Raw genomic sequence first — 23,980 nt, forward strand, 5'->3', positions numbered from 1 at the left:
CTCTTAAATTATAAAAATATATCATGGTAAAAGTAATTATGTTAGTGTGTACCATACAGCACAGTCTCAAGAGTGGCTATACTATGGCATCTCATATAAAGCTTATATTCCGGCTCGAATTCGTGTATAAGCAGAGGAATTCGCCACAGGTCTGTCAAACGGTGATAAACACAAATCGCTAAATCAGGTTTGTTCTCTTTAATTATGCCCTTGCAGCCATTGAGCGCGTCTATCTCAGCACCCTCGACATCCATTTTTATCAGGGTGGGATTTGCGTTTTTGAGTACATCGTCCAGCTTCACCACCTGAACGGTCTGCTTGCCTTTTTCACTCAAGGTGCTTCCCCCGTTCAACTCGTCGTTAAAACTGGCGTAATAAGCCTTGTCTCCAACCGCGCAGGGGTATAGAAAAGCGGTCGTTTGATTGTCGTCACTGCTCTCTACAGTCTCTGTCAGCTTTTTAAAAATTTCTGCGTTTGGCTCAAAGCCAATATAAGTATTCACTTTGTAATATTTCTTTACTTCCTCATAGGTATCTCCCGTATAAGCGCCGCAATCGACAAAACAAGAGAAACCCTTGTTCAGGGTAATACCCGTTTTTACATAATCAACATAACCCGCACTGATGACCGTATTATCGAACTCCGAAGTGGCATAAGCACGCAGAAAGCTGCAAAACACATCCCTGCTCTGGTCGTCCCCCATCAGTTCAAGGGCCTGTAATATTTCTTTTTCTTCTTGTCTCAGATTGACTCCCGGGGTGTTGTACGTGTTGTTGAAATGGTAGTAATTGGACATACACATAACAGAGTGGCTGTATATAACATCTGTAAAACCGAGCTCGTTAAGATAGGCTGTAATATCCCCTATGCTGTACTTAAAGCGGTCAAGGGCTATGATTACCTTGAAATTCTTATATTCTTGAGGCATATTCATATCATCGGCCTTATATACCGGTAGGCCGTAAAGCAGCTGCCCGGGTGTTGCCGACCGATCAAGAAAGGCGGCGACAGGAGTTCCCAGAAACTTCAATATATTAAATACCAGCTTGCCGGTAATACCCGCACTGTAAATCAGAATCTTTTTACCCTGTGCTATATCTTCTTTTAAGTGATAATCAGGCGGAACCTGAATTTTTATGGACTCAGCTACATGATGCCTTGCTTCAATCAAATTCATTGGCTTACAACTCCTATTTATTTTTCAATGTAAAACAAGTAATCCTTTATTGTTAACCGGACAATCGATTCATTTGAGTCTGCTGCAAATTGAGCGCCCTCAATAAGAGCAGTTATCAAGTCTTCTATATTTTTGTCTATATTATGCATTTCAAAACCGGTTTGAACATTTGCGAATCTAAAGCTGCCAAGTATCTTGATAAAATCATCAATTAATATATCCACAGGAGTCTCGGTGTCACAGAGATCGTTTCTGCCTAATGTTGTAAACAGTTTGCGCACGTCATTGGTATTTCTGAGCTTAATAAGCAGTTTTCCACCCTTTTTTATCAAGGATAAAAGTTTCTTAATCAAATTCAAAGGGTTTGGATAAAGATTTACCGGCTCACCCAAAATCAGATAATCAAAAGATTCTGCCTCGAAGTGTTCCTGTATAGCATCAATCCGGTCACTATATACTTCACCGTCACAGATTGTCGCAAGTTCGGAATAATAGATGGCTTTTGTGGTGAAAGCGGAAGACCTTGTCTTTAAAACACCCGATTCACGAAGCTTGTTTTTAATCTCCAAAATCGGGGTGCCCATCCGGATATCGACGCCCAATATTTGAGGACAGTTATTTTGCGCGGACGGCTGGGGAAGCATATTTATAAGCGGTCTCTCAAAGTTATTTACATCGTCCCAGGCATCAAGACCGTGGTATTTGTCCTTATAATTCTGTCTGCCCATATTCAATGAATTTTGAAATTCAACCGGATCTTTATCCTCCATGTTTCGAAAATCATGGTCGTGATGAATATAAGTGTCTTCGCATAAGATTAATTTATAACCGGCACGTCTTATGCGAATAGCCAAATCATCCTCCGCAAAGTCATGAAAATAACCTGCATCTGTTTTGCCAACAATATCCAGTATCTCGCGAGAAAATATAACGATTGTGGTTATTAGTCGCATTCTTTCCTTCCATTTGAGAGAGTTAGAGTGATTATATTCTTTTGCCACTTCCTCCATTTCTTCAAGCGAGTCAAACCTCCAACCTGGGTCCTGCAAATTGCTCACGTTTGAAGACAACGGTATAACCATACCGATTCTAACGTCGGACTCAAAACAAGTCAGCAAATTGGACAACCAATGATGCGTGACAACGATGTCATTACTTACAATAACAAAATATTTGCCTTTAAAATTATTATACAAATAAAAACTGGGGAACGCTGCACCGACATTTTTGGTAACACGCACAATTTTTTTATCATGATAATCCACCGACTGAAAGAATTCATAAGTGCCGTCGGTTGAACCATTGTCAACCAGGATAAGCTCAAAGGAAACATCGGTTGTGTATTTCAAAATGTTTTCCACACATCTTTTTGTTTTGCCTAATCTGTTATAGGCCTGCACAATAATGGATGCGGTCGGGGCATTGGCGTCGAGCAGCTCATTGTAGACATTTTTTCTTGAAGTGTAAAGGTCATTTCCCACTTTGGGAGCTTCAATCGAATCCGTGTTCAGTATAATGGGTTCAACAAAAGTATTCACTGGAAGTTACCTCTTATTTCTAATTAATAGAGCCTGAAACAGTTTCTTCAGATGTTGTGCATTTTCATCAAGAACATCCTCTTCATACATACCGTAAATATATAAATTGCATTTCTCACAAACTCTGGAAGCGTTTTGATTGCCATCAAGCAATGCCAGCCTAAATTGATTAAAATTTTGGCCGTTCCAAATTCTCTCTACATTTTGCTTGTTTGTGTCGCCCATAACAATCGGGTATTCCATTGAGCAACACGGCACAACCTTGCCGTCGGCATTAATCTGCATCATATAAAACGGCTCGGGGCATATTTGAGAATCGAGCAGGCGCTCGGCATTTTGGGGCTTGTCGGTTTTCATTCCTCCGGATAGTGTATCATAATCAATTTCTTTGATGGTAGGGGTTAAATGTTCAACGCTAATCTGATCACAGATTGGAGAAAAAAGTTCAAAGAATCTTTGCCGGTCCTCAAGGTCCTGAACCATATAATCAATTATCTTTATATAAACCTGAGTCTCCTTGGCCTGCTCGTGGAAATAACGAATTTGCGAAACCATATTTTCAAAATTTACGGTTGCCTTGCTGTTTCTTTTATAATCTTGGTCGGAAAGGCCCTCAAGGGAAATCCGAAGTTTGGTAAGCCCTGCCGAGATGAGCGCATCTGACAAAGACTTGGTTAGTAACGAGGCGTTGGTAACAATATCAATACTTTGGGCAACCCCCGCCTGTTTGGAATAAGCCACCATTTCATCGATACGCGGATGAAGCAACGGTTCTCCGATCCCCGCAAACCGGATCATTTTAAGCGGACGATTAAAGTTTTTCATGTCGTCTATACACTTTTTATAAAGTTCAATATCCATAAAAGTCACATCGGAAATATAACCATGCTTTGATTTATCCAGAGCATAGATGCAATAGCCGCACCGGAAATTGCAGCCATAAACGGGAAAAATCTGAATCATAAACGGTGTTTTAAGAGGCAGTACTTCAGCAAGGTTTGTCCGTACGCCACCTGGTGTAGGCCCATTTTGAAGCGTTCCCATCGTTATAACCTCTCTAAAATTCTCGTCGCCTGCTCATCAAGCGCATCCTCGGGATGAGAAACATCGTCCGGCGCGCAACAAACCCCGCAGCTTTTATTCTCACAGCGTTTTTTCAAAAGCTGCCGCGTTCGGAATTCCCGGAGCTCCTTGCCCTGCCACATTGCCAGCAATTTTTGGTGATAGATATTCCCGAGTATAACGGGCTTATAGATGGCATCACACGGCTTAACATCGCCGTTAGGCAGTACGCCCATCATATAAAAACAAAGCGGGCAGACCATACGGGGAGGATGCTCGTGACCATACCGGTCAGCCGTTGTTTCAATATCTCTGGTCATTTCGACGCCGGAATAGACCGGCCGGCACTGCTCAATAAACATCCGGTCCGAGATATGCCCGAAAAGCTCATAAAATTTGTTTTCCTCGCCAGCTTCCAGCGCAACGTCCATGATTTTAACATAAAGTTTGCATTGTTGTTTGTTGTTAAAGAAATAGGATATGTTCTCCATTAAATGATCGAAATTTATTTGGTATCTGCAAATATGCGCATATTTGGCGGCTGAAAGGCCTTGCATAGAAATTCTCAGACAGTCAAGCCCGGCCGCGATAAGCCGATCCGATCGTTTTGGCGTTAGAAGGGAAGCGTTGGTAATAAATTCAATTCGCTCCGCTATATTGTTTTCCTTCGCGTAAGCAATCATTTCGGGAAGCTGAGGGTTCATAAGCGGCTCTCCATGCCCTGTAAGCGATAACACCTTAAAGCGCTCCGGGAATTCCTTCATCTGATCAACGACAGTCTTAAAGGTGGCAAGCGACATCTGCTCGGGCTCAAAATCATATTCTTCTTTCATTTTTTTATAACCGAGAGATTGTCCGCAATAGCTGCATTTGAAATTGCAGTAATTTGTTGGAAACACATAAATTGTAAAAGGGGTAGCCAAGGGTAAGACGTTACTTAATATTACACGATTTTCATCGCTTATCGGCTTTATTTCTGACAGCATGCTTACACCCTATTTCTTAAATTTCTTGAGCGCTTCGTCTATATGGTCATCAAGGTCTTCTGCGGGATCGGCTATACAAATGCAGGAGGAACATTCACGGCATTCCTCAATACTCATCCTGCCTTCTCGCAAATTTTTGCATATGAGTTCGTTGCGTGGCCTGTCATTCCAAATTTCAAGCAGGGACTTTTCTTTTGCGCAGCCCATTGAAAAACCATTCGGCAGCCCCGGAGTTGAGCAGGGAAAAGTCTGCCCGTCAATATTCACCTGCAGAAAATAGAACATAATACTGCATATCTTACGGGGCGCGACTAATTCATTATTTAGATTTCTTGTGAAATCAACCATCCCTTGGTGATCTCCCATTTGCTTTTGCATCACAACCAAATGCTCTATATAGATCGCGTCACATAGATTACCAAATAGTTCATAAAACTTTTTTTCGTCATTTTTATTCTTCAAAAGTGAATCAATTATTTTTATAAATACTGAAGCATTGCCTTTATGCTTGTAAAGATAGCTGATATTATCCAAGAGCGCCTTAAAGTCAATGTCAACCCCGCTGTTTTCTTGATAACCTTCCTTATTTACCGCCTGAATAGAAATCTGTATTCTTGAAATGCCTGCCGCCACTAACGCATCCGCCATCTTGGGCGTCAATAACACGCCATTGGTCAAAACGTCGATTCTGCCGGTGAACCCGGCATCTCGAAGTTCCTTTATCATATTAGGCAGATCTTTATTCATCAAAGGCTCCCCCAGACCGGAAAAAGCGATGCGTTTTGGCGGCTGAGGAAAAGCCATAATATCCTTAATTATTTTTGTGTATAATTCACCGCTCATATTCTCTATTCTAAAGCCTTCTCTGTCCAACTGGCCGCCGGCAACCCCTCTGGTGGCATGCATACAATAAAAACATTTGAAATTACATCTTCTTGTTGGTTCGATATACATTCCGAGCGGAGCCTCCAGCGGAATTATATCAAGAAGTTTTTGCCTTTTTTTATCATAACTGGGTTGAATTTCAGCCTTCATTTCTACCTCCACCATAGAACGTCATAATTTAAACCGCGGCATATCTCCTATTGCGATTGCACCATCCCTCTCCAGAAAGATAAAACATTGTCATTCGGATATGTTTCGGCAAATTGCAAAACAGAGCTTTTGCCTTGGCCTCTTAATATCGGGCGGCAATTTTGGATTGCGTCAATAATTTCAGTTTTTCGGTTGCGATTCGTCATTAGACCTTGGTCTAAGCTGTCGCAGAACATTTTTTTATCCTCTCCGAGGCAGGACAAAAACCATTCGTAAGGCTCAATTCCGAAAATAGAGTTAAAATCAAACAGACGCTTCGGTCTGCTTATTTCGTTATAAAATACCTTCCGCATTCCCTCAACATTTCTCTTGATGGAATATTTATTCAAAACGGTTTCTTTAGCGTTCTCGCCAATACGAACACGTTCGTCCGGAGAATAATACAAATACCGCATGAGCTTTACATATTCTTCTGCGTTATTTGCCAAAAGGCCGTCGGTCTTATGGGTAACAATATACTTTTCCGTACACTGGTTGAGCATCACAACGGGGAGACCTATAGACATTGCCTCAAGTACCACATTTTCAGTCGTACCGAAATGATAGGGATTGAGTGGATAACCGAAAACATCCAATGTTTCCAACTGTTCATCAACGCGGTCAGTGTAGCCCACAAACTCAAATCGCTCAGCAATCCCGTAATCTTGGATGTCCCTGAAAATCTTTTCGTTTCCGTTTAAATCACCAACCAAAATAAATCTGGATGACGGGATCTCCTTCAGGACTGCCTTGCAAAAAAGCGCAAACTCGGGATGTATTTTGCTCTCACTAAGAGTGCCGACATAACCTATGCGAAATTCTTCACCAGAACTGCGGAGCGTGACTGGCTTATGGGAGACTGCGTTTACGCCAAGCCCAAACAGGACCGTAGATTGCTCCTTTATTTTGTTCCTTTCTTCCGAGCTCCAAGCTGAGTTGTCATAGGAAAAAGCCGTCGTAAAAACCGTTTTATGCGGCAGCAAAGCCAATTCGGCCGGAAACGAAGGATATGTGCAGCCGGAAACGTGTACCCATAAGACTAGCCCAATCTCTATTGGGGGGAATTTTCTCAAAAAACCTGACATAACAGGATTGTGCCACCAGTGGAGGACGACCAAGTCTGCTTCTTTAAAATCATCATAAAAATTGGTGTTCTGATCTTTGATCAAGACATCAATGCCATTATTCTCGCAAATTTCAACAAACTGTTTTTTTTTCGGTTGTTCCAACAGTATTATTTTATGTTCAAACGGTGAACGGTGCGTTTTTTCGTAGATTAAGGTTTCCGACAGGAACTTGCCGATTCCTCCGCCCATATGTGTCGTAATATGCAGCACCTTTGGCATTGAATTCACCTCTTGCTTCATCATTTCCTGCAATGTTCAATATAATCTTTTTCCCTTATACAAAGCATACAGATTATTCGTTATCCCACTTCCAAATGAGCTTTATTCCTTTTTACCTCTTTAAATGCACTTAAGAAGGCTCTAAATTGCATCTGGGTCAACTTTTCAATTTCCTGCCCATTCGCCAAAGCTTTATACCAATCGCCGGTCATATTCAGCGCTTTTTTAATATTCCAGGTTGTCTCCCAATTTAGGAGCGATTTCGCTTTTGTAGAATCCAATCTCAGAAAAGAAGCTTCATAAGGACCGTTATCGTTAAGATTTTTCCACTTTTGTCCTTCACCCCACTGTTTACAGAACAGATCGACCAAAGTCGCTGTTGTTACACAATCCCTGGTATCAGGACCAAAATTATAGCTTCCTTCATATTTCTCTTTATTTTCATACTGTTTCTGAGCCAGAAGCAGATATCCTGACAAACATTCCAAAACATGTTGATAGGGTCTGATTGAATGGGGGTTCCTCACAACAATATCTTCATGTTTTTGCGCCGCCCGTACACAATCCGGTATAATCCGGTCGGGAGAAAAATCCCCTCCACCGATTACATTGCCTGAACGAGCTGTTGATATCGCTGTTGAATCATCATTGTTAAAAAAAGAATGGACGTAACTATAGGTAACGAGTTCGCTGCAGGATTTACTATTGGAATAGGGATCATGGCCACAAAGTCTGTCATTCTCTTTGTAGACCCTGTTTGATTCATCATTTTCATAAACCTTATCGGTTGTAACATTTACAAATGACCTTACCTTTCCATAAAGCCGGGTACATTCAAGAATGTTTACCGTTCCCATGATATTTGTGTCATAAGTATTTACGGGATTCCTATATGATTCTCTGACAAGCGGCTGGGCCGCCAAATGAAATACAATATCAGGACCCGCCTCAAAAAAGACCTTCTTTAACTTATCAAGATCACGGACATCACCTTGTATTGAATACATGTTCTTTGCTAATTTTAATAGTCCAAAAAGATTTGGCTTTGTTGGAGGAAACAGTGAGTAACCCGATACAAGTGCTCCTGCATCGAGTAATATACTAGCAAGCCATGATCCTTTGAATCCTGTATGACCTGTAATAAGTACTTTACGACCTTTCCAAAAACTAATGTCGAACATAAAAACTACCCTGCCCTTCCAGGATGCATTGACTATTTCCTAATCCGTTAGGAGAATGACTTTATCATAAGCGTGAAGTCTATAGATGCTTGATACTTCACAAAATCCATACTTACCTTATGCTTTAATTATAAACTTCTTTACATACAATATCGTATATAAATCGCAATGGCTAAAGAGCTTTAATTGATGGACATCATATTTTAATACTTATTGATAACCGCAGTACAAACAGTAGCAATAATGAAAGAACATAAAAAAATCAAGAAATTTCTTCAGAGTAGGATTGGTTTATACGATATAAATTATAGAATAAGAGCTTAAGGGTTAGGTGAGTTTAAATGAAGATTGATCCATTATCAGCAATCAAACCGGTGAGGAGTATTAGACCGACCGACCGTGACTCTGGAATCGGCGACAATGGGCAGGCTTCTCAATCGGACAAGATCGCAGTATCCGGCAATGCGCAGGTTTTTCAAAATTTGCTGCAAAAAGCCAAAGTCTTACCGGAAATCAGAGAAGAAAAAGTAAACCAGATTAAAACGCAGATTGAAAATGGGAAGTTCGATCTTGACGGCGTTTCTCTTGCTGAAAGTTTATTATCTCCTGAAAAAATGGAGGAGAATTAATTGTCCGAAGAGATTAAAAATTTTATAAACAATTTAAAAGAGCAATTAAACTTATATAAAGAGCTTCGGGAATTAGAACGGCAAAAAAAAGATGCTCTGATTTTAAATAATCTGAAAGAAATTGAGTTAATAACTTCAGCAGAAGAACAGGCTTTGCATAAGGTAAGTTCTTTGGAAGAAGAAAGACTGAAAGATGCTGAATTTTTTGGGACAAAATTAGGGAAAACAGCTGAGAAAATTACCGTGTCGGATATGATGGAGATCGAACCGTCATTAAAAGACATTTATAATGAACTGGAAAATGAGATTGCGGAAATTAGTAATCTTAATAAGATAAATACCAAGCTCTTAGAAAACGCCGTCAATATTGTGAAAGTTACCATGAACGCACTCACCGCAGAAAAAAAAATTACGTATAAGAGAACCTCGAATACAGAGGATTCTCAAAATAATGTTTTTTTTATCAACAAAAATGTCTGAACAATATACATCAAGTACGTCCTTAGTTTTCAGAATGATTGAATTTACGGGTTTCTTATGAGGTGAAGGAGGAAGGTAAATGGGATCAACTTTTGCGGGCTTGGAATTAGGAAAACGTGCTTTGTCTGCTCAGCAGCTCGCTCTTAATGCAGCAGGTCATAATATCTCAAATGCAAGCACCCAAGGATACACTAGACAGGTAGCAAACCTTGCGACGACCATACCGGACCAGCTTTATTTATTTGGTCACACTCAGAGTGTGGGAACCGGGGTAGCGGTTGCCACGATTATACGTGTGCGGGACAACTTTATAGATCGCCAGTACCGTTGGGAAACAGCAAGGCAGCAATATTGGACAGAAAGACAAAACAGTCTGCAACAGGTTGAAGGAATACTGAATGAAGACTCGGCGGACAGTCTGCATAATGATCTGGATAAATTTTGGGTAGCATGGAGCGATCTCTCGACCAGTTCTGAAACCTTAGGAGCCAAGGCGGTTGTCCGTGAACGGGCTATAGCCCTTACCGGAACGTTAAACCATATATCCAAACAGATTACGGATATGCAAAATGATCTGGACAATAAGGTTAATGTTCAAGTCGGGTTGATCAACAATATTGCCCAGCAAATAAAAGATCTCAATATGCAAATTAAATCGGCGGAGGTAGCCGGGGATAAACCCAATGATCTCTACGATGTACGAGATAATCTTGTGGATGAATTATCTAAAATTGTAAGTGTACGAGTAATCGAGTCGACAGATCCCATGTTTACGGACCGTCAAGTAGGGATTTACAAGGTTCAAATTGGCGATGAGGCAGCCGGGCAATTACTTGTTGATGATAGCCAAGTGACCGAGTTGGCTTGGATAGACTCAGTCACTAATACAACCCAAGATTTGGATACAACCCCTGATGGCATACCCGATGTTGAATTTGGTCCAGGTTCAGGGATTAAGCTTCAACTCGGTTCTCAAATGGGCTCTTTGCAATCCCTGATTGATACGCGTTATACTTATTTGCAGAATTTACAGGGTAAGCTGGATAATCTGGCGGCGGGAATAGTGACGGCAGTAAATTCTCTGCACCAGGATACAGACCCTGCTACCACTGACTACTTCTTTGATCCCACTAAGCTTACGGCTTCGGACATTACTTTGTACTCAGATATTGAGGACGATGCCGGCAGAATCATTACAGGGACCACTGGATCTGGCGACGGGGATGTGGCATCTAGTATCGCGGCGCTGGCGCACGGATGGTCTTCGGCCGCCACCCCAGCGGAGATGGGCTCGGCGGCATCTCTTGGCGATTACTACAATGGGAATATTGTTGCCGTTTTCGGCGTTGATGTCCAGCAAGCTCAACGGATGACGGCGGTAGAGGATGCCTTGATAAACCAGTTAAGCAATCGGAGAGATTCGGTTTCAGGAGTGTCTATTGATGAAGAAATGACGAATTTGATAAAATTTCAGACAGCGTATTCCGCGGCAGCGCGGATGGTCACAATTATGGATGATATGCTGGATAAAGTCGTTAACGGTATGGGTATCACGAGATAGGCTGTTTGACGGGCCAATTGAGTAACGAAACGGACAAGCCAATTCTAGCGAGGTAAAAAATATGCGAATGACGAATAATATGTTTTCACGGAATTTATTATTGAATCTTACAGCTGCCCAGGGGAAACTTGATAAGTTGCAAAATCAAATGTCCACCGGACTGCGTATCTTCAGACCTTCAGACGATCCGGTAGGGATTGAGAATGCCCTGCGCCTCAAAGGTAACCTCAGTATGGTTGCCCAGTATCAGAAAAATGCCGGCGAAGCTTTAAATTATATGAATACCACCGATTCAGTTTTGGGCGATCTAACAAAAATGATTCAAAGAGCTCAGGAATTGGTGCTCAGTGCCAATAACGGCACGAATTCCTTAAATGAAAGAAACGCCATTGCCCAGGAAATTAGTGAGATAAATGAGCAGGTTAAAGCATTGGCCAATACAAAAGTGGGCAATAAGTATTTATTTGCCGGCACAAAAACGGAACAAGCACCAATGTCCGGGGGGACTTGGTCAGGGAATACAGATTCGGTGCAATTTGATGTAGGTGAGAACATCAAAATTTCCATCATGGTAGATGGACAGCAGTTGTTCACAACACCAAACGGTACTTACAGCTTACTAAGCGCCACAATTACTACTCCTGCAGGAACTTCCGATGGTATCTTTGATCAGCTTTTGACCGAACTTGGCGGAAGTGATTCTATATCGGGAGAGGTCTTGGATTCTCTTGATCAGAATCTGCAAAATGTTACGGCTTTGCGGGCGGAACTCGGAGCCCGCACCAATAGACTGGAATCAATTCAGTCTCAGCTGGCTTCTATGAATTACAATTTGCAGGCGAATCTGTCAAATGTAGAAGATGTTGATATGGCCAAAGCCATCACTGATTTTACCAACCAGGTGAATGTTTATCAATCGGCTTTAGCCGTAGGGGCCAGGATTATTCAGCCCTCACTTGTTGATTTTATGAAATAAACCGGGGTAATCGTTATGATAGATCTACAAGTTCATCAGCAATTTGGACGTATTGGATTGCAAATTTCCCCTTATGAATTTAACCTCAAAATCAAACCCGCTGATTTTGAGGTTAAACAATATCCCGCCCAGATTGAAGTAGAGCAGCCGGCAGCGGTTTTGGACATTGACTATACGGCGTTTCGGGAATCATTAGGGTACCGGAACATTGAGGCACAAGCCGAATACTTCCGGCAGGATTCCCAACAGACTTGCGCACAAGGTATTATGCGCCGTGCCCAGCAGGGAGAGGAACTGAGCGATTTGAGCAAAAAAATCAGTATCGCTCAAATTGCTGAACAGTCAACCCAACCCAAAGAACGGAATTTGCAGCTGGTGAGACTGGAACCGGTTAAAATCAGTGTTACAACGAAAGATCTGCAGTGGAGAGTAGATGCCGGAGGGGTTGATATAGAGTTTACGCCGCCTGATATTCAGGCAGAATTTCGACAAGGTGATGTAAAGGTTTACATAGAGAAAGAGCCTTACATTAGATTCGAGGCAGTTGGCTCGAATCTGGATATTAAAAGATAAAAGGAGTTTAGGTTATGGAAGAGAAACAAATAAAAATAAAAATTCCTTTAGGAATTCCCGGTTTTGAAACTTATCATGAGTGGAACCTGATTTTGGAAAAGGATACTCATCTGGCCCAGCTTGTTGCCATAAACAGCGAGTATGTAGGGTTTGTTTTAACACATCCTGAAGTTTATTTTCCATTATATATAGAAGAAATTGAATTAGATTTTGAGGGTGAGCAAATACTTAGTGTTCAATGTGATACTAAGCTTGAGGTGTGGAATATTTTATGCTTGGACAATGATGTATTGAAAACTACAATTAATTTAAAAGCTCCAATAATTATTAATTTAGAAAAGCAATTAGGTTATCAGTTAATTTTGAATGAAGAAAAGTATAATTCGAAGGTATTGTTATTCTCACAAAAGGAAGAAAGAAATTGTTCAGAAGGGGTGACAGGTTAATGCTTGTTCTTTCCCGGAAGGTTAATGAAAGAATAAAAATCGGAGAAGGGGTTGAGATTACCGTTGTATCGATCTCTGGTGATACTGTAAAGATTGGTATTGATGCTTCAAAGGAAGTAAAAATACTGCGCAGTGAAGTTTATGAAGAGATCAGCCGTCAAAATCAAGCAGCAGCCGAAACAAGTGACTTAGAACAAAGTCTGGAAGCAATCAATGCCCTGCGGGCTAAAATGGTTAAAGAGTAACGACTAGTATAAGATCTTAAACAAAATATCGAGTCATAATAAGCTGAAAATCCAGAATGCGATTTATCGAGCTGATTTAGGATTTTTCTCATCCAATCAACTTCAACTGTCAATTGGCTGACTTTTCGCTCCAGGTCCGCGATGTGTCCATCTTCTTCAACTAGCTTTTTTCTGATTCAGACGGGCCCTTTCTTAAATATTTCAGCTGCTCTTTCCATAAACTCTGCTTTTCAGCGCCCACTCGTAAGTCATGAAATTTATCGGCAACAACATGAAATGTTCAAGAAGGGTAAGCACTCCATAGAGGATCGCATTGTCAGCCTGCATATGCCTTTTGTCAGACCCATTGTACGTGGCAAAGCGAGTGCCGATGTAGAATTTGGAGCAAAGCTTGCGATTAGTGTTGTCAAAGGGTTTAGTTTCATGGAGAATCTAAGCTTTGACGCTTTCAATGAGAGCAAAACATTGATGCAATCGGTTGAACACTACTACAAAAGGTATGGGTTTTATCCTGAAGCCGTGATGGCTGACAAGATCTATCGGAATAGAGACAACCTCAACTACTGCAAGAGGCTAGGCATTCGACTGAGCGGCCCACCACTCGGAAGACCATCCAAAGATCAAGGACTATTAAGAGAACAAAAGAAACAAGAACGTCTGGATGCTGGAATTCGAAATGCTGTTGAAGGAAAATTCGGAGAAGGAAAGCGGTTTTATGGGCTCGGACGTATCATGGCACGTCTTAAGGGAACCAGTGAAACTGTTATCGCCATGCAACTATTGGTGATGAACCTGGAGCGTAGACTCCGGATTCTTATACTCAATTTTATTGAAGGATATTTCAGACTGATCAGGTTAGCTTATTGAAAAAGCAGAGATCTGTTCAGCAATCTCTAAGTAATTTTAAAAGTGAATTCTAAAATTCTGAAAGGATGAAAGTACCTATGAAAACCGTTATTTTAGCCGGAGGATACGGTACACGTATAAGTGAAGAATCTCATTTAAAGCCTAAGCCCATGATTGAAATAGGAGAACGACCTATTTTATGGCATATTATGAAGCTTTATTCCCATTATCATTTTAATGACTTTATTATTTGTCTTGGTTATAAAGGTTATGTCATCAAAGAATATTTTGCTCAATATTTTTTACATGGCTCAGATGTCACGTTTGATTTGGCCCAGAACAAAATGAGCATCCATTCCAGCGAAGAAATAGAACCCTGGCAAGTCACCCTTGCCAATACAGGGATTGATACGTTAACCGGCGGGAGAATAAAAAGAGTCAGGCAGTACATAGGGAATGAAACGTTTATGCTTACTTATGGCGACGGAGTATCGAATGTTAATATAAAAGAACTATTAGCTTTTCATAAGGATCACGGTAAACTTGCTACGGTTACGGCGGTTCAGCCAAGCGGAAGATACGGTATACTTGGACTTAATGAAGACGTCAGCGTACTAGAATTTATTGAAAAGCCCAAGACCCTTGACGCTTGGGTCAATGGCGGTTTTTTTGTACTTGAACCTGAGGTGTTGGACTATATAGAAGGGGACAGCACAGCTTTTGAGGGAAGTCCTCTGATGAAATTAGCTGAAGCCGGGCAAATTATTGCTTATAAACATCCGGGTTTTTGGAAATGTATGGATACACAAAGGGACAAATATGTGCTGGAAAGTTTGTGGGAAAGCCAACAAGCCCCGTGGAAAGTGTGGAAATAAGTATACGTTAGGAGGCAGACGATGATATTAAGTATCTGTATGATGGTCAAAAATGAAGAACGAAATTTAAAAAGATGTCTTGACGGTCTCAAGCCTTTAATGAGAAATCTGGAATCAGAATTAATTATTGTGGATACCGGTTCCACTGACCATACAGTAGACATTGCCAAAACCTATACTGAACGGGTCTATCTTCATCCTTGGAACAATCATTTTTCCGAAATGAGAAATATCACGATCAGTTACGCCACGGGCGAGTGGATTCTGGTTATTGACGCAGATGAAGAGCTTACCGACGGCACCGATATGATAAGTTTTTTAAACGATCCGAAACAGAGAGTCGCTTATAACGGATGCGCGATTCAAATTGCCAGTTTTACAAACCTTGGTAACAAACAGGACAAAGTAATGATCGCTTTACCTCGTTTGTTTAAAAACGATGGATTTTTTCATTTTAAGGGTAAAATTCATGAACAGCCCCAGTGGAAAGATTCCCCCAATGGCATTTTTAATTTAAATTCCCTTTTTAAGCATTATGGCTATGATCATGCGGATAAAGGCTTAATGGAACTAAAATTTCAAAGATCAAGAAGATTACTTGAAGAGGAATTAACCAAAAACCCGGATAACATTTATTACCGCTACCAACTGAGCAATACCTATGGCATGTATGGGCAAACAGATAAAGCTTTAGAGGAAATACGGAAGACCTATCATTTAATGGCTAAGCAGAAACGGCATAGACGTTTATTAATAACCGTCTATGAAAGATATACCTCTTATGCCATTGATCAAAATCATTTAGAGGAAGCTGAAAAGATTTGTCTTGAAGGAATTGACCTGGAACCGGAATATGTTGATCTGCATTTTATTTTAGCCCGCTTATATGCTTCGCAGGGCCGAGATTCCGCCGCGATTAAATCCTATCAAGATTATTTAGAATTAATCGGGAGATATGATAGGCTTAAGATCGTCAATGATCCCTCGATTCCAATCTATTATTCTAATAAGTCAGATGAAGCCATGCTCGACTTGAGTAAATTATATTGCAGAACCGAAGATTATAACTCTTCTATGCAGATAACCGAGCAGTTAATTGGTGCGGGCAGTGATTTACCCACACCTGTACTGGAACAAGGTCTGGCGGTTTATGTTGAGGCCGCGTTAAAATCTAAAAAGTTTTCCAAACTGAAAGAATTATATTTAAGTTTAGCTAAGCTTGAGGGAAAAAAATATTTTCTGGAAAAGCTGGAGGTTTCTCGGATCGCTTTACCGGAGAACGAACAGACGGGTATTATAGACCTTTTTGCCCAAAGCGAAGGCATTTATGCCGATTTAAACAAAATTAGAGTTGCGTTTCGGGAAAAACGCTTACCTGAAAGCAAAGAGAAAATACAGAGGCTTGCGGCAGATCTGGACTTTAACTCCGAATCCGACTTCTATGCGGATTTGTTTTTCTTCCAAATATCCCTGAAACAATCTTTGCCGGATGTTTTCAATAGGCTTACCAAAGAAAAAGCCGATTCACTCTTTAAATATCTTTTGCAAACCCGGAAGTCTGTCAGCGGTCTTGTTCGAGATTATATTCTTGATTTAGCTGATTCTCAAGGGTTTGCAGAGCTGCGACTAAGCAGGTCATTACTCAAGCACACCTTGCTTTACGGCGAACTGAGCGATAATGACTACTCAGAACTGTTAAAAATGCTCATGCAAATAGGTGTAAAATACAGTAAAGCTTTATATAACCGGAGTGTAATGGAAACACAGCAATGGCAGTTTCTGGACAGAGAAGACGGATTCCTGCTCCAACTGACCCAAGCCAAGGAAGAAAAAGACCGGGGCAATTTCAGTCAAGCGCTTAAGCTCTTGAAAAATTCTCTGAAAACATATCCCGAGCTAAACCGGGGAGTTGAGATACTGACCAAGGAGTTGCAAAATTCTACAGATGCGCTCCGAGAGTATGCAGAATACGCGCGACAGATCAAAAAAAACATTGAAGACCTAATCAATAAGGATGAACTTGATTCAGCGGTTTCTTTACTTACTGAAGTTGAAAGGATCGTGGGCCGGGATTCGGAACTGGTCTCAATGAGAGCGGTGATCAACTTAAAACAAGGGCAATTAGAGGAGAACAAACAGCTTCTGCAGCAGGCCCTAAACAGAGATCCCAGGAATTTTGAGTTGCTTTATAACCTTGGCAACACTCATGAGCTTGACCAGAATTTTCCCGAGGCTTTGGACTATTATCAGAAGGCCAAGGAGTTCTGTCCCGATCAAGCCATGAGTGAAGCTATAGAGGAATATATTACAATTTTTAAGGATAAAACAGTTTGATAAATGTTAAAAGGATAAAAGAGTTAGAATAAACAAGAAAATTAAATAAAAATAGAAATAATGCGCTTTGTTAGTGGGATTTGAGTCTAAAGACTCTAAAATATCTTGACGATAAAGGAAGAGAAGAAGTAAAATCCTCTTGCCGGCAGAGGAAAAAAATGTACCACATGGATGTGGGCATAATGAAAAACATGGAGGGATAATCATGATTCTGAACACGAATATTGCGAGTTTGAATACTCAGCGCAATCTGTTCAACACCAACAATGCTATGCAGAAATCTTTGGAAAAGCTGTCTTCAGGCTACAGGATTAACCGCGCGGCCGACGATGCCGCGGGTCTGGCTATTTCCGAAACGATGAAGGCCCAGATTAATGGCCTGAATCAAGCTAAAAGGAATGCGCAGGACGGCATTTCTCTCATCCAGACGGCGGAAGGTGCTCTGAATGAGACGCATTCTATTCTTCAGAGGCTGAATGAACTGGCTAACCAAGCTGCCAACGGAACTTATGACTCAACCACAGACTTGGCAAACATTCAAAAAGAAGTAGATTCATTATTGACAGAAATTACTCATATTGCGACAAGCACAAAGTTTAATGGCAAGTCTTTGATTAGTTCAACGGGTGGTACGATCACCCTGCAAATTGGGGCAACCTCCGCTTCCGCCGATCAAATGGCTATTACCCTTACAAGTGCTGATGTGGGTGCCTTGTCAGTTTCTTCTCTCAGTCTTAGTACTCAAGCAAGTGCGCTCAGTGCCATTGATAAAATTAGCGACGGCATCAAATCGGTTTCAACTCAGAGAGCTGTACTCGGTGCCTATCAGAACCGCTTAGAGCATACCATCAATAATCTTGGCACGACTTCAGAAAACCTGTCTGCTGCTAATTCCCGTATCCGTGATGTGGATATGGCTGCGGAAATGTCTGAATTCACCAAGAGTCAGGTTCTCAATCAGGCTGGTGTCGCGATGCTGGCCCAGGCTAATCAGGCTCCACAATCGATTCTTAAATTATTGGGTTGATCTTAGCTTTCAAATCTGCAAGCCGGTCGGCATTCTGCCGGTCGGCTTGGATTTTAATAAGCTTATCTCCGATGTCATTGAGGTGAAGAAGCGAAGGAGGCTAAGGTGATGATCAGCCAAGTCCAGCCAAATGGCCAGCAGGTCCCTATTCTGCCTGTTGATGCCTATCCCGGCCAAAAACTGGAAGGGGCCCGGGAAATGCCGCGTCTTGTGGTTGACAGCAAAGAACAGGCTTCTGCGGCGAAAGAGGAAATCCCCAGAGAAGAAGTGGAGAAAGCAACTGATAAACTGAATCGGCTGATGGGTCTGATCGAAAAGAGACTCCGGTTTTCGATTCATGAAAAGAGCCAGCGGGTCATGGTCAAGGTCATTGATCAGGAGACCGGTGATGTGCTCCAGGAGATACCGCCCAAGAGAGTCCTGGATATGCTGAGCTCTCTGGCGGATCTGATCGGGGTATTTATTGATAAAAAGGTTTGAAAAGGGAGGGATTGAATAGTGGCAGTTTCCGGCATAAATTTGTCCGGTCTTTCCGGGTATGATTTCTCGGGAATCATTGAGGCCATGGTAAATTCCTATAAGATCCCCCAGGCCAGGATGGAGGATCAGAAAACTGAGCTGACAACCAAAAAATCAGCCTGGCAGGAGATCAATACAAAATTGTCCGCTGTGGATACAGCTCTGGATGCTCTGAAAAAATCAACGACCTGGAACGCAACGACAGCCACAACACCGGCGAATCAGACTTATTTTACGGTCTCCGGTTCAGGGGCGGGTGTACAGGGCTTGTATAATGTCAATATCAGTCAGATTGCCAAGTCGGAAACAGATGTCAGCAGGGAGCTTACTAATTCCTCCCTGGCGGCGTCCATGTATGCCGCGCTGGGAACCGCTTATTCAGATGACGGTACTGCGTCCAACTGGGATTTCACCTTAACTGTCAATGGGACAGAGAAAACGGTGCATGTACTGAAATCGGGCACAACAGGAGGGGCTGAGCCAACACTGCAGGATGTGGTCAATTCGATCAATCGTTCCGGTGCCGGGGTAAAAGCAAGCCTTATTCAAACCAGCAGCGGCAATTACCGTATCGCCTTCAATTCCACCCAGACGGGAGCGGAAAATGCGATCACCTTCGGCGATCCCAATAATTTCTTAACGGCCATAGGAGTTCTCAATGCCGGAGGAGAGGTTGACGATTATTCGGGGACAGGGCTTTCCGACCCCGCGCTGGGGGGCAAAATACAAAATGCTCAGGATGCGGCATTTACAGTCAACGGTCTCAGCGTAACCAGCGCGTCCAATACGGTGTCCACAGCCATTCAGGGCGTGACCTTGACGCTCAATGCGGCTGGGGAATCTACAGTTTCCGTGAATGCGGATTCCGATACTGCCTTAAAAGCTGTGAAGACGTTCATTGAAGCCTATAACGGCGCGCAGGATTTGATTGCCAAAAATCTTGCTTATGACGCCGATACGAAAACTAAGGGAACGTTGCTTGGTGATTCTATGCTGATGTCGATTCAATCCACTCTGAGACAAAAGGTAGGTTCGGCTTTAGGGACGGGAGCGTATAAATTTTTAAGCGAGATCGGGATCGGGACTTCAAGTGCAGATTACGGCAAAAGCGCAAGTTTGGTTCTTGATGAAACGAAATTTACCAATGCCCTGACCGCCGATCCGGAAGGTGTGGCCAATCTTTTTGGGGCCGCTTACGGTTCGGAATGGGGAACAGGGGGAGGACTGGCTGCCGAAATAGGCGATTATCTGGATCCCCTAACGAAATACGGCGGAGTCATTTTCGATAAGACAACCGGTTATAGTGACCAGATCAAATCTATTTCCGACAGAATCGCGGAGTTTGAAAAAAGAGCCGAGACTTACGAAGAAAACTTAACGAAAAAGTACGCTGCTTTAGAAGCGACCTTATCCGGACTGAATTCCCAATTAAGCTGGCTGACGGCGCAAACCAGTGCGTTATATTCGTCCTCTGATTGATGAAAACAGGATTAGTGGAGATTCAGGGAAAAAAGCAGTCAGGCGATAAACCGGATAACCGATCATAGAGCTTTTTTCCCTGAGCACCTTATATCAGGTCTGAAAAACAATCAGTACATTCTCTGGTTATTCATATACAGGAACAGGAGGAACATCATGAACACGCTGTCTAACCCCAGAATTTACGGCAATCCGCAGCAGGCTTACAGACAAACGGCCGTCGGGACGGCATCTCCGGAAAAACTGCTTATTATGCTTTATTCGGGAGCCGTGAAATATTTGCATTTAGGGAAAAAAGCGATTGAAGAGAAGAAATATGAAACCGCAAATGAAATCCTGGTCAGAGTCCAGGATATGATCATAGAGCTGAATACGACCTTGAATATGGAAGCCGGCGGGGAAATCGCGAAGAACCTGCGCCTGTTGTATGATTTTTATGAAGATGAGGTGATGAAGGCCAATCTGAAAAAAGACGCTGAGTTGCTCGTTCCGGTTATCCATTTTTTTGAATCGTTCCGGGATGTCTGGATTGAGGCGGCAAAACGAGCGCGTTCGGAGGCCAGATAATGTCCGGATTACTGGGGGATCTTGAAGAATATTATCTCAGGGATCTTGAAGACTATCGACAGTTATTAGAGTTTATGCGCACCTTTGAAGAGTTCTTGGATAAAGAGCAAAGCAGGAATACAGATGGTATTTCGTCTCAGGAAAGTGATGAGTCAGAAGAAACCCAGAGGATTGTCGAAATGTTAAGGGATTTCTCTCAAAAGCGTGAAGAGTGGTTTGCGGTAATTATGGCGAGAAGGCAGGATTCTGATCGGCTGAAAAATCAGCTTAAAAAAAAGGGAGAAAAACCGGATAAATTGTTTGATTCTACTGCACAATTAAATATTCTCACTAAAGAGATCTTAGCCATCGATGAAAGCGTGATTGCGAAAATCAAAATGGAGATGGAATTTGTTAAAAATGAGCTTAATCGCTTGCGATCGGGCAAGAAAGCAAAAAATGTCTATGGACAAAATCATGTTGCCGAAGCAAGATTTATTGATAAAATCAAATAGAAAACAAAAAAATTCTGATGTTCAGGATTTTTTTTTGCCCAAAAGTCCTAGTAATCCCGCTTGCAATTCGTTTACATAATAATTATATTAATGTAAAATAGAGGGAAAGGCTGGAAAATAGCATTATTTATGATATTTTGGAGGATTATAATAATAAATGGCGAATTGTATGTAGTAAAATATGGGTTTGTTGATAAACTGACGGATATGGAAGAAATACTTGGAAATAAGGAGCGCGAAGAAGCATGAGCCAGGATGATACCAAAAACAATGGATTTGATGTGGAAGAGTTCCTGGAATTTTTTTTGCAGGATTCCCAAGAACAGATAGAAAAGCTTGGCTCCGGTCTTTTGCAGTTGGAAAGGGAAGGGGAAAACTTGCCTCTGATTAACGAGCTTTTCCGCTGTGCGCACAGTCTCAAGGGTGCCTCGGGCACCATGGGATTTACCTCTATTGTGAAATTAACTCATGCGGCTGAAGACATTCTGGATAAATTGCGTCAGGGCAAAATCAATCCAAACCATGATGTGATTGATATTCTCCTGGCTGTCACCGATAAGGTGAAGGCTATGCTTGCCCAAGTCGAACAAAGACAGGAAATTTCTGGTGATTATGAGGATATTATTGAACAACTGAAAGCCCTGTCCGAAGCTCCCGCTGCGGATACCGCAGACTCGAGTGAACGGGAAGGCGACAAGGAACAAGATCGTGAGGAAAAGGAAAATCCTGAAGAGAACAGCGGCAAAGAAATTTCCGCGGAAGAGATGAAAGGACCGGAAAAGCAACAAACGTTTGCGCAAAAGGACTTCAGCTTAACCGGGGAAGAGAAGGCCGGTTTAACGGAAGCGGCTTACAGCGGAAAAAATATTTATCAAATCGATGCCGTATTTGTTCCCGATACCTTGATGAAAGCCGTAAGAGCCGTGATGGTTGTCCAAAGGCTGGAAAACATGGGCAAGGTTGTGAAAGTGCTTCCATCTCTTGATGAGCTGGAAAACGGTCAGGCGGAAAGCTTCTCAGCGCTGTTTTTTTCCAACGAGCCGGCTGATGAAGTCCTGGCTGAAATCATGCAGGTGTCCGAAATCGACAGTGTGAAGATCAATCACTATGGGATTGCCGATACCAAGGCGGTGAATGAGGTTCAGACGGAACTCGTTCAGCAAGAAGGAGTGCAAAAAGCGGAAGTTGGCGGGCAGCATGAACTTACAGAACATCGTCAACCGGATGCGGCTAAACCGGCAAGTCATGAAGGAACTGTTCGGGAGTCAGCCTATCCTCCTGCTGCCCCTAAACAGGAAGTGCGGCAGGATACCAAAAGCGCTCAGGTACATACAATAAGAGTGGAAACGGCAAGACTCGATAACCTGATTAATTTGGTCGGGGAAATGGTCATTACCAGAACCAGATTAGTAAAGATTAGTAATGATTTAAAGGATCACTACCAAGCGGATTCGATGATCGGTGATTTAAATGAAACAAATATCTATCTCGGCAGGCTGATGAGCGATTTGCAGGAAAGTGTAATGCGGCTGCGGATGGTTCCTGTCGGGACGGTATTCAGCAGGTTTCCCCGACTGATCAGGGATTTTTGCCGGAAGACCGGGAAAAAGATCGATCTGGTCATTAAAGGGGAAGAAACAGAGCTTGATAAAACAGTGATTGAACTGATCGGCGACCCTTTGACCCATCTATTGCGCAATTCCGTAGATCATGGACTGGAAACACCAGAAGCCCGAATTGCGGCCGGGAAAAAGGAAACGGGCACAATTACCCTGGATGCTTACCATGAGGGCAACCATATCGCCATTATTATTTCTGACGACGGCCAGGGACTTGATCTGGAGAAGATTTATCAGGTGGCCGTGAAAAAAGGATTAATCAGTACCAGGGACGAGCTGCCGGAAAGAGAAATCGCCAATCTGATTTTCCTTCCGGGCTTCAGCACTGCCGATAAAATCACGGATATCTCCGGCAGAGGAGTCGGGATGGATGTCGTGAAAAAGGCCTTAAACAGCCTTGGCGGTCTGATTGATATTAAGACCAGTAAAGGAGAAGGGACATCATTTATTATCAGATTGCCCCTGACCCTCGCCATAATCCAGGCTCTTCTGGTGGAAGTAAGCAATGAGGTTTATGCGGTGCCGCTTTCTTCTGTCCTGGAAACTTTGCTCATCAAAAGGGCCGATATTAAGTCGGTCGGCGGTATTCCGATGGTTCAGCTCAGAGGGAATACCCTGCCGCTGATTTCGCTTGCGGAAAAATTTAATCTCCGGGAAAAGGCAAACGGTCATGAAGAGACCTTTGTTGTCGTAGTAGGGCTGGGGGATAAGGCGATCGGCCTGATCGTTGATGAGCTGCAGGGACAGCAGGAAATTGTCATCAAATCTCTCGGTGACTTTCTGAACAATCTCCCGGGAATTGCCGGGGCCACGATACTGGGTGACGGGCAAGTGACCTTGATTTTGGATATTGGTTCCCTGATTCAGGATGTTTTAATCGCTTATTAAAAACAGAAAAATAAATGGAACGATCCTGGAATATGAGTACTTATGATCAAAAAACGA

At 42.4% G+C, this 23,980-nt stretch carries 22 protein-coding genes and 2 pseudogenes; 16 read left to right on the top strand and 8 right to left on the bottom strand.

Annotation, left to right across the window (positions count from 1 at the left end; all coding sequences use genetic code 11):
* Nucleotides 1-41: 41 nt before the first annotated feature.
* The 7 genes from SGLY_RS02935 to rfbG all read right to left on the bottom strand — a co-directional run bounded on the left by SGLY_RS02935 (nt 42) and on the right by rfbG (nt 8,365).
* Nucleotides 42-1,178: an FkbM family methyltransferase gene (locus SGLY_RS02935; protein ID WP_013623803.1), complete on the bottom strand. Its 1,137-nt coding sequence runs from the start codon at nt 1,176-1,178 to the stop codon at nt 42-44.
* Nucleotides 1,179-1,195: 17 nt separating this feature from the next.
* Nucleotides 1,196-2,716 (bottom strand): glycosyltransferase family 2 protein, encoded by a 1,521-nt coding sequence (locus SGLY_RS02940; protein ID WP_013623804.1) that lies wholly within the window; start codon nt 2,714-2,716, stop codon nt 1,196-1,198.
* Between the two features lie 6 nt (nt 2,717-2,722).
* On the bottom strand, nt 2,723-3,760 hold the full coding sequence (locus SGLY_RS02945) for a radical SAM/SPASM domain-containing protein (RefSeq protein WP_013623805.1): 1,038 nt from the start codon (nt 3,758-3,760) through the stop codon (nt 2,723-2,725).
* A gap of 2 nt (nt 3,761-3,762) precedes the next feature.
* Nucleotides 3,763-4,764 carry a radical SAM/SPASM domain-containing protein gene (locus SGLY_RS02950; protein ID WP_013623806.1) on the bottom strand — a complete coding sequence of 334 codons (1,002 nt, stop codon included), beginning with the start codon at nt 4,762-4,764 and terminating at the stop codon, nt 3,763-3,765.
* Nucleotides 4,765-4,773: 9 nt separating this feature from the next.
* On the bottom strand, nt 4,774-5,799 hold the full coding sequence (locus tag SGLY_RS02955; protein ID WP_013623807.1) for a radical SAM/SPASM domain-containing protein: 1,026 nt from the start codon (nt 5,797-5,799) through the stop codon (nt 4,774-4,776).
* A gap of 47 nt (nt 5,800-5,846) precedes the next feature.
* Nucleotides 5,847-7,184: a glycosyltransferase family 4 protein gene (locus SGLY_RS02960; protein ID WP_013623808.1), complete on the bottom strand. Its 1,338-nt coding sequence runs from the start codon at nt 7,182-7,184 to the stop codon at nt 5,847-5,849.
* Between the two features lie 80 nt (nt 7,185-7,264).
* Nucleotides 7,265-8,365: a CDP-glucose 4,6-dehydratase gene (gene rfbG, locus SGLY_RS02965; protein ID WP_013623809.1), complete on the bottom strand. Its 1,101-nt coding sequence runs from the start codon at nt 8,363-8,365 to the stop codon at nt 7,265-7,267.
* A gap of 341 nt (nt 8,366-8,706) precedes the next feature.
* On the opposite strand from rfbG, the gene flgM reads away from it, so the two are divergent.
* The 7 genes from flgM (at nt 8,707) to csrA (ending at nt 13,275) form a co-directional block, all read left to right on the top strand.
* Nucleotides 8,707-8,994, top strand: a complete 288-nt coding sequence (flgM, locus tag SGLY_RS02970; RefSeq protein WP_013623810.1) for a flagellar biosynthesis anti-sigma factor FlgM — start codon at nt 8,707-8,709, stop codon at nt 8,992-8,994.
* Complete coding sequence (locus SGLY_RS02975; protein WP_013623811.1) at nt 8,995-9,474, top strand: flagellar protein FlgN; 480 nt, start codon at nt 8,995-8,997, stop codon at nt 9,472-9,474. It begins immediately after the preceding gene.
* A gap of 79 nt (nt 9,475-9,553) precedes the next feature.
* On the top strand, nt 9,554-11,035 hold the full coding sequence (flgK, locus tag SGLY_RS02980) for a flagellar hook-associated protein FlgK (RefSeq protein WP_013623812.1): 1,482 nt from the start codon (nt 9,554-9,556) through the stop codon (nt 11,033-11,035).
* Between the two features lie 61 nt (nt 11,036-11,096).
* Nucleotides 11,097-12,011 carry a flagellar hook-associated protein FlgL gene (gene flgL, locus SGLY_RS02985; protein WP_013623813.1) on the top strand — a complete coding sequence of 305 codons (915 nt, stop codon included), beginning with the start codon at nt 11,097-11,099 and terminating at the stop codon, nt 12,009-12,011.
* A 15-nt stretch (nt 12,012-12,026) separates the two neighbouring features.
* Nucleotides 12,027-12,584, top strand: a complete 558-nt coding sequence (locus tag SGLY_RS02990; RefSeq protein WP_013623814.1) for a DUF6470 family protein — start codon at nt 12,027-12,029, stop codon at nt 12,582-12,584.
* A 14-nt stretch (nt 12,585-12,598) separates the two neighbouring features.
* Nucleotides 12,599-13,030 carry a flagellar assembly protein FliW gene (locus SGLY_RS02995; RefSeq protein WP_013623815.1) on the top strand — a complete coding sequence of 144 codons (432 nt, stop codon included), beginning with the start codon at nt 12,599-12,601 and terminating at the stop codon, nt 13,028-13,030.
* Nucleotides 13,006-13,275: a carbon storage regulator CsrA gene (csrA, locus tag SGLY_RS03000; protein ID WP_242822969.1), complete on the top strand. Its 270-nt coding sequence runs from the start codon at nt 13,006-13,008 to the stop codon at nt 13,273-13,275. Before SGLY_RS02995 ends, csrA begins: the two co-directional genes overlap by 25 nt.
* A gap of 83 nt (nt 13,276-13,358) precedes the next feature.
* Here the strand turns inward: csrA and SGLY_RS18590 are convergent.
* Nucleotides 13,359-13,505, bottom strand: a pseudogene (locus SGLY_RS18590) (IS3 family transposase); the annotation flags it as partial.
* A 25-nt stretch (nt 13,506-13,530) separates the two neighbouring features.
* On the opposite strand from SGLY_RS18590, the pseudogene SGLY_RS03005 reads away from it, so the two are divergent.
* From SGLY_RS03005 to SGLY_RS03045, 9 genes and pseudogenes are all read left to right on the top strand, one after another.
* A pseudogene (locus tag SGLY_RS03005) lies at nt 13,531-14,142 on the top strand (transposase); the annotation flags it as partial.
* Between the two features lie 77 nt (nt 14,143-14,219).
* On the top strand, nt 14,220-14,996 hold the full coding sequence (gene rfbF, locus SGLY_RS03010; RefSeq protein WP_013623817.1) for a glucose-1-phosphate cytidylyltransferase: 777 nt from the start codon (nt 14,220-14,222) through the stop codon (nt 14,994-14,996).
* A 21-nt stretch (nt 14,997-15,017) separates the two neighbouring features.
* Nucleotides 15,018-17,330 (top strand): glycosyltransferase, encoded by a 2,313-nt coding sequence (locus tag SGLY_RS03015; protein ID WP_013623818.1) that lies wholly within the window; start codon nt 15,018-15,020, stop codon nt 17,328-17,330.
* Between the two features lie 205 nt (nt 17,331-17,535).
* A complete protein-coding gene (locus tag SGLY_RS03020) occupies nt 17,536-18,357 on the top strand; it encodes a flagellin N-terminal helical domain-containing protein (protein WP_013623819.1) in 822 nt (273 codons plus the stop codon).
* A 108-nt stretch (nt 18,358-18,465) separates the two neighbouring features.
* Complete coding sequence (locus tag SGLY_RS03025; protein ID WP_013623820.1) at nt 18,466-18,837, top strand: flagellar protein FlaG; 372 nt, start codon at nt 18,466-18,468, stop codon at nt 18,835-18,837.
* Nucleotides 18,838-18,855: 18 nt separating this feature from the next.
* Entirely contained in the window at nt 18,856-20,355 is a 1,500-nt protein-coding gene (gene fliD, locus SGLY_RS03030; protein ID WP_013623821.1) for a flagellar filament capping protein FliD, read from the top strand.
* Nucleotides 20,356-20,511: 156 nt separating this feature from the next.
* A complete protein-coding gene (fliS, locus tag SGLY_RS03035) occupies nt 20,512-20,922 on the top strand; it encodes a flagellar export chaperone FliS (RefSeq protein WP_013623822.1) in 411 nt (136 codons plus the stop codon).
* Complete coding sequence (locus tag SGLY_RS03040) at nt 20,922-21,416, top strand: hypothetical protein (RefSeq protein ID WP_013623823.1); 495 nt, start codon at nt 20,922-20,924, stop codon at nt 21,414-21,416. The genes fliS and SGLY_RS03040 overlap by 1 nt, the downstream gene beginning before the upstream one ends.
* Nucleotides 21,417-21,661: 245 nt before the next feature.
* Nucleotides 21,662-23,923 carry a chemotaxis protein CheA gene (locus SGLY_RS03045; RefSeq protein WP_013623824.1) on the top strand — a complete coding sequence of 754 codons (2,262 nt, stop codon included), beginning with the start codon at nt 21,662-21,664 and terminating at the stop codon, nt 23,921-23,923.
* Nucleotides 23,924-23,980: the final 57 nt, after the last annotated feature.

Source organism: Syntrophobotulus glycolicus DSM 8271 (genome assembly GCF_000190635.1).
Taxonomy (GTDB): Bacteria; Bacillota; Desulfitobacteriia; order Desulfitobacteriales; family Syntrophobotulaceae; genus Syntrophobotulus; species Syntrophobotulus glycolicus.

Excerpts from the sequence above, each read along its gene's own strand:
- SGLY_RS02935 (WP_013623803.1), bottom strand. The coding sequence starts at position 1,178 with ATGAATTTGATTGAAGCAAGGCATCATGTAGCTGAGTCCATAAAAATT.
- SGLY_RS02945 (WP_013623805.1), bottom strand. The coding sequence starts at position 3,760 with ATGGGAACGCTTCAAAATGGGCCTACACCAGGTGGCGTACGGACAAAC.
- SGLY_RS02950 (WP_013623806.1), bottom strand. The coding sequence starts at position 4,764 with ATGCTGTCAGAAATAAAGCCGATAAGCGATGAAAATCGTGTAATATTA.
- SGLY_RS02955 (WP_013623807.1), bottom strand. The coding sequence starts at position 5,799 with ATGAAGGCTGAAATTCAACCCAGTTATGATAAAAAAAGGCAAAAACTT.
- SGLY_RS02960 (WP_013623808.1), bottom strand. The coding sequence starts at position 7,184 with ATGCCAAAGGTGCTGCATATTACGACACATATGGGCGGAGGAATCGGC.
- rfbG (WP_013623809.1), bottom strand. The coding sequence starts at position 8,365 with ATGTTCGACATTAGTTTTTGGAAAGGTCGTAAAGTACTTATTACAGGT.
- flgM (WP_013623810.1), top strand. The coding sequence starts at position 8,707 with ATGAAGATTGATCCATTATCAGCAATCAAACCGGTGAGGAGTATTAGA.
- flgK (WP_013623812.1), top strand. The coding sequence starts at position 9,554 with ATGGGATCAACTTTTGCGGGCTTGGAATTAGGAAAACGTGCTTTGTCT.
- flgL (WP_013623813.1), top strand. The coding sequence starts at position 11,097 with ATGCGAATGACGAATAATATGTTTTCACGGAATTTATTATTGAATCTT.
- SGLY_RS02990 (WP_013623814.1), top strand. The coding sequence starts at position 12,027 with ATGATAGATCTACAAGTTCATCAGCAATTTGGACGTATTGGATTGCAA.
- SGLY_RS02995 (WP_013623815.1), top strand. The coding sequence starts at position 12,599 with ATGGAAGAGAAACAAATAAAAATAAAAATTCCTTTAGGAATTCCCGGT.
- rfbF (WP_013623817.1), top strand. The coding sequence starts at position 14,220 with ATGAAAACCGTTATTTTAGCCGGAGGATACGGTACACGTATAAGTGAA.
- SGLY_RS03015 (WP_013623818.1), top strand. The coding sequence starts at position 15,018 with ATGATATTAAGTATCTGTATGATGGTCAAAAATGAAGAACGAAATTTA.
- SGLY_RS03020 (WP_013623819.1), top strand. The coding sequence starts at position 17,536 with ATGATTCTGAACACGAATATTGCGAGTTTGAATACTCAGCGCAATCTG.
- SGLY_RS03025 (WP_013623820.1), top strand. The coding sequence starts at position 18,466 with ATGATCAGCCAAGTCCAGCCAAATGGCCAGCAGGTCCCTATTCTGCCT.
- fliS (WP_013623822.1), top strand. The coding sequence starts at position 20,512 with ATGAACACGCTGTCTAACCCCAGAATTTACGGCAATCCGCAGCAGGCT.
- SGLY_RS03040 (WP_013623823.1), top strand. The coding sequence starts at position 20,922 with ATGTCCGGATTACTGGGGGATCTTGAAGAATATTATCTCAGGGATCTT.
- SGLY_RS03045 (WP_013623824.1), top strand. The coding sequence starts at position 21,662 with ATGAGCCAGGATGATACCAAAAACAATGGATTTGATGTGGAAGAGTTC.